14 protein-coding genes and 1 riboswitch are annotated in these 15,303 nt (G+C 69.2%); of the genes, 8 read left to right on the top strand and 6 right to left on the bottom strand.

Translation table 11 applies throughout. From position 1 onward, the window contains the following. Window positions 1-12 precede the first annotated feature (12 nt). Window positions 13-122: riboswitch (TPP riboswitch) on the top strand. Between the two features lie 105 nt (window positions 123-227). Beyond that, a complete protein-coding gene (gene thiC / locus PGB34_RS11455) occupies window positions 228-2,099 on the top strand; it encodes a phosphomethylpyrimidine synthase ThiC (RefSeq protein ID WP_271428202.1) in 1,872 nt (623 codons plus the stop codon). Window positions 2,100-2,150: 51 nt separating this feature from the next. On the opposite strand, the gene soxR is transcribed toward thiC, so the two are convergent. Continuing rightward, a complete protein-coding gene (gene soxR / locus PGB34_RS11450; protein ID WP_271428201.1) occupies window positions 2,151-2,615 on the bottom strand; it encodes a redox-sensitive transcriptional activator SoxR in 465 nt (154 codons plus the stop codon). 184 nt (window positions 2,616-2,799) lie between these two features. On the opposite strand from soxR, the gene PGB34_RS11445 reads away from it, so the two are divergent. From PGB34_RS11445 to PGB34_RS11435, 3 genes are all read left to right on the top strand, one after another. After that, window positions 2,800-3,258, top strand: a complete 459-nt coding sequence (locus tag PGB34_RS11445; RefSeq protein ID WP_271428200.1) for a RidA family protein — start codon at window positions 2,800-2,802, stop codon at window positions 3,256-3,258. A gap of 11 nt (window positions 3,259-3,269) precedes the next feature. After that, entirely contained in the window at window positions 3,270-4,490 is a 1,221-nt protein-coding gene (locus tag PGB34_RS11440; protein WP_271428270.1) for an MFS transporter, read from the top strand. Between the two features lie 91 nt (window positions 4,491-4,581). After that, window positions 4,582-4,749, top strand: coding sequence for a hypothetical protein (locus tag PGB34_RS11435; RefSeq protein ID WP_271428199.1), 168 nt, complete (start codon window positions 4,582-4,584; stop codon window positions 4,747-4,749). 24 nt (window positions 4,750-4,773) lie between these two features. Here PGB34_RS11435 and PGB34_RS11430 read toward each other — a convergent pair whose 3' ends face one another. Beyond that, on the bottom strand, window positions 4,774-5,631 hold the full coding sequence (locus PGB34_RS11430; protein WP_271428198.1) for an IclR family transcriptional regulator: 858 nt from the start codon (window positions 5,629-5,631) through the stop codon (window positions 4,774-4,776). Between the two features lie 128 nt (window positions 5,632-5,759). Here PGB34_RS11430 and PGB34_RS11425 point away from each other — a divergent pair, with 128 nt between their 5' ends. The 4 genes from PGB34_RS11425 (at window position 5,760) to PGB34_RS11410 (ending at window position 9,581) form a co-directional block, all read left to right on the top strand. After that, complete coding sequence (locus PGB34_RS11425) at window positions 5,760-7,040, top strand: 3-isopropylmalate dehydratase large subunit (protein WP_271428197.1); 1,281 nt, start codon at window positions 5,760-5,762, stop codon at window positions 7,038-7,040. Then, window positions 7,037-7,585, top strand: a complete 549-nt coding sequence (locus tag PGB34_RS11420) for a LeuD/DmdB family oxidoreductase small subunit (RefSeq protein WP_271428196.1) — start codon at window positions 7,037-7,039, stop codon at window positions 7,583-7,585. The genes PGB34_RS11425 and PGB34_RS11420 overlap by 4 nt, the downstream gene beginning before the upstream one ends. Before the next feature lie 82 nt (window positions 7,586-7,667). Next, complete coding sequence (locus tag PGB34_RS11415; protein WP_271428195.1) at window positions 7,668-8,549, top strand: isocitrate lyase/PEP mutase family protein; 882 nt, start codon at window positions 7,668-7,670, stop codon at window positions 8,547-8,549. Between the two features lie 39 nt (window positions 8,550-8,588). Further along, entirely contained in the window at window positions 8,589-9,581 is a 993-nt protein-coding gene (locus PGB34_RS11410) for a Bug family tripartite tricarboxylate transporter substrate binding protein (RefSeq protein ID WP_271428194.1), read from the top strand. 91 nt (window positions 9,582-9,672) lie between these two features. Here the strand turns inward: PGB34_RS11410 and PGB34_RS11405 are convergent, their stop codons facing one another. From PGB34_RS11405 to PGB34_RS11390, 4 genes are all read right to left on the bottom strand, one after another. Further along, window positions 9,673-10,980: a hypothetical protein gene (locus tag PGB34_RS11405; RefSeq protein ID WP_271428193.1), complete on the bottom strand. Its 1,308-nt coding sequence runs from the start codon at window positions 10,978-10,980 to the stop codon at window positions 9,673-9,675. A 196-nt stretch (window positions 10,981-11,176) separates the two neighbouring features. Next, a complete protein-coding gene (locus PGB34_RS11400; protein ID WP_271428192.1) occupies window positions 11,177-12,328 on the bottom strand; it encodes a hypothetical protein in 1,152 nt (383 codons plus the stop codon). Window positions 12,329-12,675: 347 nt separating this feature from the next. Then, a complete protein-coding gene (locus PGB34_RS11395) occupies window positions 12,676-14,028 on the bottom strand; it encodes an esterase-like activity of phytase family protein (RefSeq protein ID WP_271428191.1) in 1,353 nt (450 codons plus the stop codon). 174 nt (window positions 14,029-14,202) lie between these two features. Then, on the bottom strand, window positions 14,203-15,222 hold the full coding sequence (locus PGB34_RS11390; RefSeq protein WP_271428190.1) for an AraC family transcriptional regulator: 1,020 nt from the start codon (window positions 15,220-15,222) through the stop codon (window positions 14,203-14,205). Between the last annotated feature and the right edge of the window lie 81 nt (window positions 15,223-15,303).

Below are 15,303 nucleotides of genomic sequence, written 5' to 3'. Positions count from 1 at the left end.
TTCCCTAGAATCCGCCTCGCTCCGGGGTGCACGTAATGGCGTGCTGAGACGGCGGACCTGACCGCCGGAACCGCGAACTTGATCTGGTTAGTACCAGCGTAAGAAGAGCTGCAGTGCCTGTGGGCCGGCGTGCGTCCCTCCGCCTTTTTTGTGTGGATGGGGTGCGTCCGGGTTCACCCACGGGCACGACGCGGAGCAATCCATCCACCTTCAAGGAGATTGCCCGCATGAATGCCCCTGACAAAGCCGTCCACGCCAGCCCCGATTTCGCCGCGCTGCTGGCGCGCACGCGCGAACCCTTCCCCGCTTCCACAAAGACCTACATCGAGGGCTCGCGGCCGGATGTGCGCGTGCCGCTGCGCGAAGTGCTGCTCTCCAACGGCGAGCGCGTTCACCTGTACGACACCTCGGGCCCCTACACCGATCCGGCCGTGGCCATCGACGTGCGCTGCGGCCTGCCCGGGGTGCGCACGCCGTGGATCGCCGCGCGCGCCGACACCGAGCCCTATGCGGGCCGCCTGCACCAGGCGCTGGACGACGGCGTGAAGCACGAGGACCTGTCGGCTGCGCGCATCGCCGCGCTGCGCGCCGAGGCCGCGGGCCTGCAGCGCCTGCCGCGCCGCGCCAGGGCCGGCGCCAATGTCACGCAGATGCACTACGCGCGCCGCGGCATCGTCACGCCCGAGATGGAATACGTGGCGCTGCGTGAAAACGGCCGGCGCGAATGGATGGCCGAGTACCTGGCCGACGCGCAGCGCGAGCAGCGGCTGCGCGGCAATGGCCTGGGCGCGGCCCTGCCTTCCGGCCCGATCACACCAGAGTTCGTGCGCGACGAAGTGGCGCGCGGGCGCGCCATCATCCCGGCCAACATCAACCACCCCGAGGTGGAGCCCATGGCCATCGGGCGCAACTTCCTCGTGAAGATCAACGCCAACATCGGCAACTCGGCCGTCACCTCGAGCATCGAGGAGGAGGTGGAAAAGCTGGTGTGGGCCATCCGCTGGGGCGCCGACAACGTGATGGATCTGAGCACGGGCCGCAACATCCACACCACGCGCGACTGGATCGTGCGCAATTCACCGGTTCCCATCGGCACCGTGCCCATCTACCAGGCACTCGAGAAGGTGGGCGGCGTGGCCGAGGACCTGAGCTGGGCCATCTACCGCGACACGCTGATCGAGCAGGCCGAGCAGGGCGTGGACTACTTCACCATCCATGCCGGCGTGCGGCTGCCCTTCATCCACCTCACGGCCAACCGGCGCACGGGCATCGTCAGCCGCGGCGGCTCCATCATGGCCAAGTGGTGCATCGCGCACCACCAGGAAAGCTTCCTCTACACGCACTTCGAAGAGATCTGCGAGATCATGAAGGCCTACGACGTGAGCTTCTCGCTGGGCGACGGCCTGCGCCCCGGCAGCGGCGCCGATGCCAACGACGAAGCCCAGTTCGCCGAGCTGCGCACCTTGGGCGAGCTCACGCGCATCGCCTGGAAGCACGACGTGCAGACCATGATCGAAGGGCCGGGCCATGTGCCCATGCACATGATCCAGGCCAACATGCACGAGCAGTTGAAGCACTGCCACGAGGCGCCGTTCTACACGCTGGGGCCGCTGACCATCGACATCGCGCCCGGCTACGACCACATCGCCTCGGCCATCGGCGCGGCCATGATTGGCTGGATGGGCACCGCCATGCTGTGCTACGTGACGCCCAAGGAGCACCTGGGCCTGCCCGACCGCGAGGACGTGAAGCAGGGGATCATCGCGTACAAGATCGCGGCCCATGCGGCCGACGTCGCCAAGGGCCACCCGGGCGCACGCGTGCGCGACGACGCCATCAGCAAGGCCCGCTTCGAGTTCCGCTGGAACGACCAGTTCAACCTCGCGCTGGACCCGGAGACGGCGCGCGATTTCCATGACGAGACCCTGCCCAAGGACTCGAGCAAGGAGGCGCATTTCTGCTCCATGTGTGGCCCCAAGTTCTGCTCGATGAAGATCACGCAGGACGTGCGCGAGTTCGCCGCCGCGGGCATGCAGGCCAAGTCGGCCGAGTTCAAGGCTGCGGGCGGGGAGCTGTACGTCCCGATCCAGCCGGCCTGATCGGCGACCTGCACCCAGCCCGGTCGGCGCAGCGAAGCCGCTTGGGGGGTGCTATTCGAAATGCGGCCCAGGGCCCGTTTGTGCGAGCGCATCCTGCGCATTGCGCAGCGGGCAGGCCTTGATCGACAGGCAGCCGCAGCCGATGCAGCCGTCGAGCTGGTCGCGCAGTTGGGTGAGCGCGTGGATGCGCGCGTCGAGTTCCGCGCGCCAGCGGGCCGACAGGCGCCGCCAGTCCGCCGCCGTGGGCGTGCGGCCTTCGGGCAGGGCCTGCAGTGCCTGTCCGATGGCGGCCAGCGGCACGCCCACGCGCTGGGCCACCTTGATCACGGCCACGCGGCGCAGCATGGCGCGCGGGTAGCGCCGCTGGTTGCCCGCGCTGCGCACCGAATGGATCAGCCCGCGCGCCTCGTAGAAATGCAGGGCCGACACCGCCACGCCGCTGCGCGCGGCCAACTGGCCCACGCTGAGTTCGGCCGGCGCGTCGAAGCGGGCGGGCATGCGGTGGTCGATGGACATGGGCGCAGAGGGCGTGAACGCGGGCGAAGAAGAAAAAGCGAAACAGGTGCTTGACCTCAATTATGGTTGAGGTTTGATACTTGGCGCCATGTACTTCCCCCGCCTTCCCTTTCGCCCGCAGGCCAGACCCCAGGGGCCGCGTGCCCGTGCATGGCGCGGCGATGCGCAGGCACAGCCACAGACCATGTCCACCCCCGTCCCCATGCACCGCTTCATCAACCCGCCAGGCCTGTATGACCCCGCGCCCAATGGCTACTCGCACGTGGCGATGGCCGAAGGCGCGCTGCGGCTGGTGCATGTGGCCGGGCAGGGCGGCGAAGACGCTGGCGGCCGGCTGCCCGATGATTTCGATGCGCAGGTGGCGCAGGCCCTCTGGAACCTGCAGCTCGCACTGGCGGCGGCGGGGGCCGGGCCCGAGCATGTGCTCAAGCTCACGCTGCTGGTCGTGGACCACAGCCAGGCGCGCCTGGCCAGCGTCTCGGGTGCGCTGAAGGCGCTGTGGGGCGCCTTGCCCACGCCGGCCTGCACGCTGATCCCGGTGCCGCGGCTGGCGCTGGACGGCATGCTGTTCGAGATCGACGCCATGGCCGCGGTGCCGCTGGCGCCGTCGCCGGCCGGCGGCTTCGCGGCGCGCCTGTCGTGAGCGGCGCGCGCATGACGGCGGCGGCCGATGGCCGCGTGGGCGCGGGTTTTCTGAGCGATGGCGCATTGCTGCTGATGGCCGTGGCCGCGGGCTTGTGCGCCGGCAGCAACTACTTCAACCAGCCGCTGCTGCACTCCATCGCACAGGGCCTGGGCGTGACGGACGCGGCCGCCGCATCCACCGTCACGCTGGCACAGCTGGCCTATGCGCTGGGGCTGGTGCTGCTGGTGCCGCTGGGCGATCTGCTGGAGCGCCGCCGCCTGGCCGTGAGCCTGATGGGGCTGGCAGCCGTGGGCCTGATGCTCAGTGGCTGGGCGCAGGGCTTTGCGATGCTGGTGGCGGGCACGGCCATCACGGGCCTGTTCTCGGTGGCGGCGCAGATCCTGGTGCCCATGGCCGCCACGCTGTCCGACCCCGCGCGCAGCGGCCGCGCGGTCGGGTTGCTGATGAGCGGGTTGCTCACGGGCATCCTGGCGGCGCGCAGCGTGGCGGGGCTGTTGTCGAGCGTGGGCGGCTGGAGCCTGGTCTACCGGGTGTCGGCGCTGGCCATGCTGCTGCTGGCCGCAGCCCTGTTCTTCGTGCTGCCGCGCTCGCGCAACCCGCAGCCCGTGCGCTATGGCCAGGCCCTGTGGTCGCTGGGCCGGCTGGCGCGCCAGCACCCGCGGCTGCGCAGCCGTGCATTGCTGGGGGCGCTGAGCTTCGGCTCGGTCAGCGTGCTGTTCTCGACCATGGCCCTGCTGCTGGGCGGGCCGGCGCACGGGCTCGACGACAAGGCCATCGGCCTGATCGGGCTGGTGGGCGTGGCGGGAGCGCTGGTGGCCAGCCTGGCCGGACGGCTGGCCGACCGCGGCTGGGGCAATGTCACCACGGCGGTGTCGGTGCTGCTGCTCTTGCTGGGCTGGGGCGCGCTGGCGCTCGGTGGCCAGCATCTGGGCTGGTTCGTGCTGGGCTTCCTGCTGGTCGACATGGGCCTGCCCGGCGTGCACATCAGCAACCAGAGCGTGATCTATGCGCTGGCGCCGCAGGCGCGCTCGCGCATCAACGCCGTCTACATGAGCACCTACTTCCTCGGGGCGTCGGCCGGTTCGGCCCTGGGTGCGGCGGCCTGGCGGCAGGGCGGCTGGCCGGCCTGCTGTGCGCTGGGCGCCGCGCTGGTGTTGCTGGCTGCCGCGGTGCTGTGGCACGACCGGCGCCTGGCTGCGGGCCAGGGGGTGGAGCAGCAGTCAGGGTAATACCTGGGCATTCATGCGACATCGGCTGACACGAGGGGGGCGGGGCCGCGCGCAGCATGAAATGATGAACCACGAACCTCTTCAACTTTCCGTGGAAGAGCCCCAGCCCGGTGTCTTCCTGTGGGTTTTGATGCAGACGGACGCGCGCGGCGCGCCGGTGCGGGTGGCGCGTCGGGCCGAAGAAGGCTGTGACAGCTACGAAGCCGCGCTGGCGGCGGGCACGCGCGCGCTGGACGCGCAACTGCACCGCCCCGCGTAGGGCAAGACCGATCTCGAACGCCTTCTAGCGTTTGCGCACTGCTGCAGGGGCGGGCGTGCCTGCGCCCTGCGCCTGCAGCAGTGCGCAGATGCCGCGCACCTGCTGCTGAAGGATGCGCGCGACTTCGGCCCTGCGCTCCGGCCCCAGGCGGCTGGAGATGGCCGCCACGCTGATCGCGGCAATGGGGTTGTCGGGCGGAAAGGCCACGCCCACGGCGCCCGTGCCGGGGGTGGCCGCGTTGTCCAGAAAGGCGTAGCCCTGCGTGCGGGCCTGGGCCAGGGCAGCATGCAGGAATTCGGGCTCGAAGGCGCCGAAGCGCGCATAGCGCGTGCTGTTGGCGGCCACGATCTGCGCCGCCTCTGATTCGGGCAGACCGGCCAGGATGGCCAGGCCGCCCGCGCCCACGCCCATGGGGCGGCGGATGCCCACGTCCAGCGTTAGCGCCTGGATCGGATAGTCGCCCAGCGCGCGGCTGGTGCAGATGGATTCGGCGCCGCGCCGCTCGCTGAGGTAGACCGTGTCCTGCGTCTGTTCGGCGATGGTGTGCATGGCCTGTTCGCACAACTCGGCCAAGCGGTAGCGCGGCTGCGCCAGCAGGCCCAGCTCGTACAGCAGCGGGCCCAGGTGGTACTTGCGCGTCATGGCATCGCGCACCACCAGCCCCTCCAGCTCCAGCCGCTGCAGCATGCGAAAGCAGGTGGACATGGGCAGGCCGCTGACGCTCACCACATCGGCAATGCGCATGCCGCGGCGCCCGCGCGAGGCCACCACGCGCAGCATGCCCACCACTCTTTCGATGCTCTGGGTGCCGGTGCGGGCGGCGGTTTCGGTCGGGGTTGGGGCGGCCTTGGCGGCGGCGCGGGCTTTGCGTTTAGTTTCCACAGTGTGGCAGTAACTCGGGTTGTTCCTGAGCGATCCTGTCTCTGGCTCCAATGTAATTGGCTGCATGAGGATTTATCAACAACCACATGGTGGAAGTTGATGGAACGGATTTGCAGATGCCCCAGACGATGACTGAAAAGATCCTGGCGCGCGCTTCGGGCCTGGCCCGCGTGTCGCCCGGTGACGAGATCACGGCCCGCCCGGACTTCGTGATCAGCTATGACTTTCCCGGCTACACCGACGTGTTCTTCAAGGAAACGCGCGAGGACTTCGGCGTCGAGAAGGTCTCCAGCCCCGAGCGCTTCGTGCTCTTCATCGACCACATGGTGCCGGCCACCGCGCCCAAGGAAGAAGAGCTGCACAAGATCACCCGCGCCTGGGGCAGGGAGCAGGGCGTGCCGGTGGTCGAGCGCGAGGGCATCGGCCACCAGGTCTCGGCCGAGATGGGCTACGCCACGCCGGGCGCCTTCGCCGTGCACTTCGATGGCCATGTGAGCCAGTTGGGCGCTTTTGGCACCTTCGCCTTCGGCGCGCGCAAGGGCGTGGTGGAAGCCTTCGCCACCGAGACCCTCACCCTGACCGTGCCGGCCACCATCAAGGTCGAACTCACGGGCACGCTGCAGCCCGGCGTGATGGCGCGCGACGTGTTCCACCACATGGTGCGCGTGATGGGCCCGGCCTCCTGCCGCTTCAAGGTGGTGGAGCTTTGCGGCCCGGTGATCGACGCGATGAGCATCGAAGGCCGGCAGGTGCTGTGCGGCCAGGCGATGTTCCTGGGCGCCACCACCATGCTGATCGCGCCCGACGCCAAGACGCTGGACTACGTGAAGGGCCGCGCCAAGGTGGCGCTGGAGCCGGTCTACCCCGATGCCGATGCCGTGTACGAACGCGTGGTGAAGATCGACATCTCCGATCTGGAGCCCATCGTGGTGGTGCCGCCCAGCCCGGCCAACACGCGCGACCTCAAGGACTACACCCATGTGGAAGTGCACACCGGCTACCTGGGCTCCTGCGCCAGCGGCCGGCTGGAAGACCTGCGCATCGCGGCCGATGTGCTGCGCGGGCGGCGCATCCAGCCGGGCTTCCAGCTGCATGTGGTGCCCACTTCCAGGGCCATCATGGCGGCGGCCGCGCGCGAAGGGCTGATCGAGACGCTGGTAGAGGCGGGCGCCTTCATCAGCTCGCCCAGTTGCGACTACTGCTTCGGCCGCATCGCCACCATGAGCGACGGCCAGCGCGCGGTCTCCACCGGCACGCTGAACACGCCCGGCCGGATGGGCAGCGTGGATTCGGAGATCTACATCTGCAATGCGGCGGTGGTGGCGGCATCTGCGCTCGAAGGGCGCATCGCCGATCCGCGGCCCTACCTTCTCGCGCAGGCTGCCGCGGCCGAAGGAGCCGGCGCATGAGCCCGCCGAACCTGCAGAACCTGCGTGGCCGCGTGGCCTGGGTCTTCGAGGAAGACGACTACGACATCGACCTGATCGTCGGTGTGCGCAACATCAAGATCACCGACGTGAAGGAACTGGCCGCGCTGGCCATGTCGGACTATGTGAGCGACTTTGCCTCCACCGTGAGCAAGGGCGATCTGCTGGTGGGCGGCGAGAACTTCGGCTACGGCCACCCGCACTACCCGGCCATGCGCGCCATGCGGCACCTGGGCATTTCGGCGGTGATCGCCGAGTCCTTCTCGCCGGGCTTCTTCCGCGGCGAGATGAGCATGGGCTTTCCGCTCGTGACCTGCCCGGGCATCCGCGCGGCCGTGGCGCGCGGCGACGAACTGACGGTGGACTGGGCGCGCAGCGAGGTGAAGAACCTGCGCACGGGCAAGACGCTGGCGCTGCAGCCCTTCGCGCCTTCGGAGCGCGGCATGCTCGAAGCCGGCGGCCTCATTCCCTACCTCAAGCGTCGCATGGCGCAGACCCGGGCGCAGGACCAGGCCAAGGCAGCCTGAGCCTGCTGCCTGCCTCAACCCCGACCCTGGCCGCGCCGCGCCCTGCCGGCGCGGCGCCTCATCCCTTCTTCGGAGACTTGCCATGACTTCATCCCGCCAGGCGCTGCGCCAGCGCATCAACGACGGTTCCACCCTCTGGTTCGGCGGCGCGCAGGACGCGCTGTCGGCCCTGCTGGTGGACCAGTCGCCCTTCGACGGCATCTTCAGCACCGGCTTCGGCATCTCGGCCGCGCTGCTGGGCCAGCCGGACATGGAGCTGTACACGCTCAGCGAGAACGTGGCCACCGTCAACCGCATGGCCAACGTCGTGCGCAAGCCCATCTTCGTGGATGCGGACACCGGCTACGGCAGCGTGCTGAACATGGGCCGCACCGTGCGTGAATTCGAAAAGGCCGGCGCCGCGGCGCTGCAGATCGAGGACCAGATCAGCCCCAAGCGCTGCCCGGCCGCCACCACCACGTCCACGCTGGTGTCGGTGGCTGACGCCGTCGCGCGCATCCAGGCCGCGCTGGATGCGCGCACCGACCCCGACCTGCTGATCGTCGCGCGCACCGACGCCATGGACCCGGGCGAGGCGCTGGAGCGCGCCGCGCGCTATGCCGAGGCGGGCGCCGACCTGATCCAGCCGATCTCGCGCACCTTCAACAGCCATGCGCAACTGGTGCAGCTGCGCGAGGCTTGCGGCAAGCGCCTGTCGCTGCAGCTGATGGCCGGCACCTGGATGACGGCGCTCACGCGCGCGCAGATCGAAAGCGTGGCGGCCTTCGCCTCCTACCCCATCGCGGGCCTGCTCACGACCGTGCATGCAGTGCAGGCCAACCTGGCCGAACTGGCGCGCCGCCGCTCGGGCGACTTCGCGGACCTGCCCTTCGAACAGACGACCATGGCCGCCTTCAAGGAACTGATCGGCTGGCATGCGCTGGAAGAGCGCCAGGCGCACTACGAAACCGCCAGGGCGCATTGAGATTCACCTTTCCCATCTAGAACAACCGGAGACCACACCGTGCGAACCCTCTCTCTCATCGGCCGCATCGTCATGACGGGCGCTCTGTCCCTTGGCCTGGGCGCGGCGGCACTGGCGCAGGGCAGCTACCCCAGCAAGCCGATCCGCCTCGTCGTGCCCTACCCGGCCGGCGGCGCCACCGACGTGGCCGCGCGCACGCTGCAGCCCCGGCTGCAGGAAGAGCTGGGCCAGCCGGTCATCGTGGAGAACCGGCCCGGCGCCGGCGGCAACATCGCCATGACCAACGTGCTGCAGGGCGGGCCCGACGGCTATTCGCTGGCCATGACGCTCACGGGCATGCTCTCCATCAACCCCGTGATCTACAGCAAGGCCGGCTTCCAGGCGACAGACTTCGTGCCGATCTCGCGCGTGTCGCTGGCGCCGCTGCTGCTGGTGGTGCCCGAGAAGTCGCCCTACAAGAACGTCAAGGAACTGCTGGAGGCCGGCAAGAAGGCCGGCAAGGGCGGCATGGCCTATGGCTCGGCCGGCGCGGGCGGGCTCTCGCACCTGGCCTCGGAATCGGTCAACAGCCACGCCAACGGCAACTTCACCCATGTGCCCTACAAGGGCGGCGCGCCGCTGGTGCAGGCGCTGATGGCCAATGAAGTGGCCTGGGGCCTGCTGGGCACGGGCGACGTGCGCAGCTTCATCCAGTCGGGCAAGCTCAAGGCCATCGGCCAGCTGCGCCAGGGCCGCTCGGAGCTGTGGCCCGCCATCCCCACGCTGACCGAGCAGGGCGTGCCCGGCGGCGTGGACTTCGATGTGTGGTTCGGCGTGGTGGCGCCGGCCAAGACGCCCGCGCCCGTGGTCAAGCTGCTGGGCGAGAAGATCGCCAAGATCACGGCCGAGCCGGCCTTCCGCCAGCGCCTGCTGGACCTGGGCGGCGTGGCGCCGGCCAGCGGCAACACGCCCGAGGCTTTTGCCCAAGTGCTGCAGCGCGAGCTGGCCGTGCTGCCCAAGGCCGCGCAGGACGTGGGCCTGAAGCTGGACTGACAGCCAGCGCACCCGTCAGCGCAAGAAAAAAAGCTCCGGCGCCGCGCGGCGCCGGAGCTTTCTTTTTCGATTGCGGCGCGGGCCGTGCGGCCTACCAACTGCTCAGGGTGCGCACGCGCTGGGCCACGCTGTTGTAGGCCTCCACGTCGATCCACATCTCTCCGCCCGCGGACGTGTTCATGATGTCGCGGTAGGTCTGCGGATCCTTGAGCGTGCCCAGGGACGGACGGCCTTCCCACGGGTAGGGGCCGTCGTAGGGGCCCCAGCCCCAGGCCGTGATGTTGCCGTCGCGGTGGCCCAGGCCGTTGTTGTGGATCAGCTCGTGCGTGGACAGGATGGGCAGGTAGTCCCAGGCCTCGACCCAACTGGTGCGGTCGGCGTCGCGGCTGTCGTCCGCCCGCAGGGCATAGCCGCTCCAGCCCGGATCGAAGGGCACCAGGCCCTGGTAGTACCAGTTGTCGCCCTTGGCCTCCTGCGCGCGCAGGGTGCGCAAGGCGGTGAAGGTGGCCGAGTCGTCGTTGCAGGCATCGCCCCAGCTTGCAGCCACAGGCGCGTGCATGACCATGTTCACGTTCTGCACCGGCAGCATGGACATCAGGTAGGCCTTCAGGTCCTGCTGCACCTGGGCGTCGCCGAAGTCGGTGTTGTGCGAGGCCTCGTGGCCCAGGTAGGACGCACAAGTCTGGCCTCCCACGCCGCGCGTGGCGTTGATGGGCACGAAGACCACGTTCAGCTCCATCTTGTCGGACCAGGGGGCCAGCGGCGTCACGCCCGTCGCAGGCAGCCGACCCGTGCCCGCCTGGCCGCTGGTCGTGAGGTCGTAGAAGCCGATGGCCCAGGCGGTTTCGGCCCTGACCAGGCAGCGCGGCACGGTCCATGAGAAGAAGTTGGCCGTCCAGTTGCTCGTGCCTTCGACCCGGCGCGTCTGCCGGAACACGTATTCGCTGCTGCCGTTGCGGATGACCAGCCGCCCTTCGATGTCGCGCGGCACGTACTCGGCGCTGCTTTTCCATTGCGCGCGCAGCATCAGGGGCCGGTCGGTGATCAGCGGCGCCGGCCGGGCCGCGGCGTCGGTCAGCACGGCGCCATTGCTGGCCAGTGTGATGCCCACGCCCTGGTTGCCTTCCACCGCCAGCACCGACAGCCCCGAGGCCAGCGTGCCTTCGTCGCCTTTGCCCACCGCCACGGCCGGGTCGTGGGTGCAGGCTTCAAAGCGCTGGGCGTCGCCCTGCGCGGGGCCCGCTGGCGTCCCGGGCGTGGTCGGGGCAGGGGCATTGCCGCCGCTGGCGGTCTGTGCGGGAGCCGGGGCGCTGTCGCCACCGGGGCCGCCGCCCACGGGGCCCAGGGCGATGCCGCCGCCTCCACCCCCACCGCCGCCCCCGCAGGCGGTCACCAGCATGATCAAGCCACCCACCAGGGCCGATCGGCAACGGCGCGCAGCCCCGCTCCGCCTGCCTGACAAAGCCTGTGTCTTCATATGAGTTTGTCCCTTTTTTAGTCGTGATCTTTCACATCGCTTCGCCCCGACGCTTTGGCGTGCCAGCAAGGCCACCTTGCGCTGTTGCGCCGGGCCGCAAGGGCAGGAAGCGCCCGGCTTACCAACTGCTCAGGGTGCGCACGCGCTGGGCCACGCTCTTGTAGGCCCCCACGTCGATCCACATCGTCCCGCTGGCGCCCGCATTCATGATGTCGCGGTAGGACGCAGGATCCTTCAGCGTGCCCAGGGACGGACGACCCGCCCACGGGTACGGGCCGTCATAGGGCCCCCAGCCCCAGGCCGTGATGTTGCCGTCGCGGTGGCTCAGGCCGTTGTTGTGGATCAGCTCATGCGCCGACAGGATGGGCAGGTAGTCCCAGGCTTCGGCCCAACTGGTGCGGTCGGCCTGGCGGCTGTCGTCCGCCAGCGCGGCATAGCCGCTCCAGCCCGGATCGAAGGGCACCAGGCCCTGGTAGTACCAGTTGTCGCCCTTGGCCTCCTGCGCGCGCAGGGTGCGCAGGGCGGTGAAGGTCGGCCAGTCGCTATCACAGGCGTCGCCCCAACTGACGTCCATGGGGGGCTTCATGACCATGTTGACGTTCTGCACCGGCAGGATGGACATCAGGTAGGCCTTGAGGTCCTGCTGGATCTGGGTGTTGCTGAAGTCGGTGTTGTGCGAGGCTTCCTGGCCCAGGTAGGAAACACAAGTCTGGCCTCCCACGCCGCGCGTGGCGTTGATGGGCACGAAGACGACGTTCAGCTCCATCTTGTCGGACCATGGCGCCAGCGGCGTCACGCCCGTCGCAGGCAGCCGGCCCGTGCCTGCCTGGCCGCTGGTCGTGAGGTCGTAGAAGCCGATGGCCCACGCGGTTTCGGCCCTGACCAGGCAGCGCGGCACGGTCCATGAGAAGAAGTTGGCCGTCCAGTTGCTCGTGCCTTCGACCCGGCGCGTCTGCCGGAACACGTATTCGCTGGTGCCGTTGCGGATGACCAGCCGCCCTTCGATGTCGCGCGGCGCAAACCCGGCCTTGAGCTTCCATTGCGCACGCAGCTTCAGCGGGCGGTCCGTGATCAGCGGCGCCGGCCGGGCCGCGGCGTCGGTCAGCAGGTTGCCCTTGCTGGCCAGCGCGATGCCCACGCCCTGGTTGGCTTCCACGGCATGCACCGACAGCCCCGCGGCCAGGCGGCCGGTGTCACCCGTGCCCACGGCCACGGCAGGATCATGGGTGCAGGCGTCGAAGCGCTCGGCGTCGCTCTGCTCGCTTGCCACATAGGAGGTTGCTGTCAGGATTGGCGTGGCGTTCTGGCCCTCCCGGTCGCCTGCACCGCCTCCGCCAAGACCCGGGCTGCCCTCGCTGCCGCCGAAGCCCCCGCCGCCCCCACCCCCGCAGGCGCTCAGCAGCATGATCAAACCACCCACCAGGGCGGACCGGCAACGGCGCGCAGGCCCGCTCCGCCAGCCTGACAAAACTTGTCGCTTCATGTAACTGCTCCCCTTTTTAGTCCTAATTTGTCACACCGGACTGGACCCGCTCACTCGAGCGAGCGAGCGAGACCGTCCCTTGCGCTGTTGCGCCGGGTGCGAGGGGCAAGAAGCGTGCCGCGTGCCGGGCGGCTTTAACGGGCCTGCAGGAAGGCGCCGACTTCCAGCAGCACCAGTTCGTTGTCGTCGGCCTTGTTGGGCTCGCGGCTGCTGGAGAAGGGCAGGTTGTTGTCGTTGCCCACCACGATGTGCGTGGCGTCCACCACGTCGACGTTCTCGATGGTGAAGAAGGGGAACTTCAGCACGCCGTCGTTCAGCGGCTTGCGCGCGAGCTTGTCCGGGTCGGCAATGTTCAGCAGGTCGATGTAGCCGATCTTGCGCACGGCCGCGCCCACGTTGGCGTCGCTCAGTTCCACCTTGTAGATGCGCTTGAACTTCGCGATGTCGTGGAAGCAGTCGCTGCGCTTGCTGCCTTCGGGGCAGGCCTTGTCGCTCGTGCCTTCGCCGTTGTCGCGTTCGATGATCAGGCCCGTGGTGCCGTCGATCATGTTGAAGTCGCCGATCGCGTGGCCATTGGCCTCGAGCACGTACTTCCAGTGGCGGCCGGTCCATTTCTCGCTGGCCACGTCGAACTCCAGCACGCGCAGCGCTTCCTTGCCCTCGACCTTCTCATAGTCCCTGGCTTCGGCATTCCACACCGGGCCTTCGAGCAGCGCATAGAGCTTGCTGCCGTCCTTGGAGGCGGCCATGCCCTCGAAGCCCTTGGAGCGCTTGACCTGGAAGTCCACCGCGCCGCCCGGCGCGCCGGGCGTCGTCACGGCCGGGTGGTCGGGCGAGCGCACGGCCTTGCCGTCCACCTGCGTCTCGAACACGGCCAGCACCTTGCCCTTGAGGTCGGCCTTGATCAGGTAGGGCCCGAATTCCTCGCCGATCCACAGCGCGCCGCCCGCGAACTGGAAGCTCTCGAGGTCGAAGTCCGAGCCGGTCAGATAACGCTGCTTCGTGCCCTCGTGGACGATGCGAAAGGGCACCTTCTTGTCGGGGTCGTGCAGGAACACGGTGGCCAGGCGCTGCATCTTGCCGCTCTTGAAGTCCACCTTGTAGTGGTTCAGGTAGAGCATGAAGTCGGGCGAGTTGGCCTTGGCGCCGGCGCCGTTGTCGGTCAGCACCCAGAAGCTGCCGTCGGCCATGGTCTTGATGCCCGAGTGGCCCTGCAGCGGCTGGCCCTTGAAGGGCAGCGACACGCCGGTGCCGCGCCCGCCCGACAGGCCCTCGATGCTGCCGGCGGCTTCCACGCGCTTGCCGGTGGTGAACTTGCCGCTCATCTGCAGGTCGGCCGGCGCGTCCTTGGGGGCGGCGACGAAGCTTTGCGCCGGCAGCAGCGCATGGCCGGCCAGGGTGGCGGGGTAGGCGGTCTGCGCAGCGGCGCCGGCGCAGGCGAGTGCGGCGGCAAGGGCGAGGCAGGAACGCAAGGCGATGTGTGTCATGGAGGATGCAAGGGTGTCGATGAAGCGCGAAACATGCCGATGCGCCGTGACGGCGGCGTGACAGCACGCGGGGCAACTTCTGAAGGTCTTGCTCCTCTTTCCTCTGGGGAGAGCTTGGGTGAGGGGCTGCGCTGGGCTTGTGAACCTGCTTCGTCGCAAATGTGGTGCGTGCCATCACCCCAACCCTCTCCCGGAGGGCGAGGGGGCAAGCGCTTGCTCGGAACCCGCCCGCCAGGCCCCCGGCGCCATGCCGGTCCACTGCCTGAAGGCGCGCGAAAAGCTCTTCTCATTGCGAAAGCCCACCGCCAGCGCGATCTGCTGCAGCGAGCGCTGGCTGCGCCGCAGCAGGTCCAGCGCATGGTCGCGGCGCACCTCGTCCTTGAGCTGCTGCAGCTGCAGCCCCTCGGCCTGCAACTGGCGATGCAGCGTGCGGCTGGACATGTGCAGCGCCTGCGCCATGGCCTCGGCGTTGGTCAGTTCGGCGCCCTGGGTGCGCAGCAGCTCGCGCACGCGCTGGCCCAGCAGGCGGTCGCGCCGGTACTGCAGCACCGTCAGCGGCAGCGCGCGGCGCAGCATCTGGCGCAGCGCGGCCTCGTCGCGCAGCAGGGGCAGGGCCAGGTAGCGCTCGTCGAAGCTGAAGCTCGCGCGCGGCGCGTCAAAGCGCAACTGCCCCGGGAACATCAGGCCATAGGCATCGGCATGCGGCGGCGGCGCGAACGGAAAGGCCGCCTCGCGCAGCCACAGCCGTGAATCCATGGCCCAGCTGGCAAAGCCGTGCAAAAAGCGCAGGCTGGAAACCAGGCAGAACTCCCTGAAGGCGCCCAGCGCGCGCATCTCCTCGATGGCGACCGTGGCCTGGCCCTGGTGCACTTCCAGCGAGAGCGCGATGTCGTCCACCAGCAGCCGGTGGTGGCGGCACCAGCGCTTGAGCGCCACGCCCAGGTTGGGCGCGGTGATGGAGGCGCGGCACAGCATGCCGTAGCTGCCCCAGGGCAGGCGGCGGCCGAACCATCCAAGGGCCTCGTCGTCCAGCTCCTGCATGGCGTGGGCGTTCAAGGCCTCGAACTGCGCCGCCGTCACGCGCGCGCCGGCTCGCCACAGCTCGCGCGGCGTGATCTGTGCCGCACGCAGGGCGCCGCCCGGGTCCACCCCGTAGCGCGCATAGCCCTTCACGATCGCTTGCACGAAGGCCATGGGCGTGGCTGCGCGCGGGGGTCTGGCAAGTGTGGAAGCAGGCATGGCCGGAGCTTGGATGTGGCGTGATTTGCAACCATT

This window comes from Xenophilus arseniciresistens, assembly GCF_028023875.1.
Lineage (GTDB): Bacteria > Pseudomonadota > Gammaproteobacteria > Burkholderiales > Burkholderiaceae_C > Xenophilus > Xenophilus arseniciresistens.
Note: the sequence above shows the minus strand (reverse complement) of the source record. Positions and strands in the feature narration are given on the sequence as shown.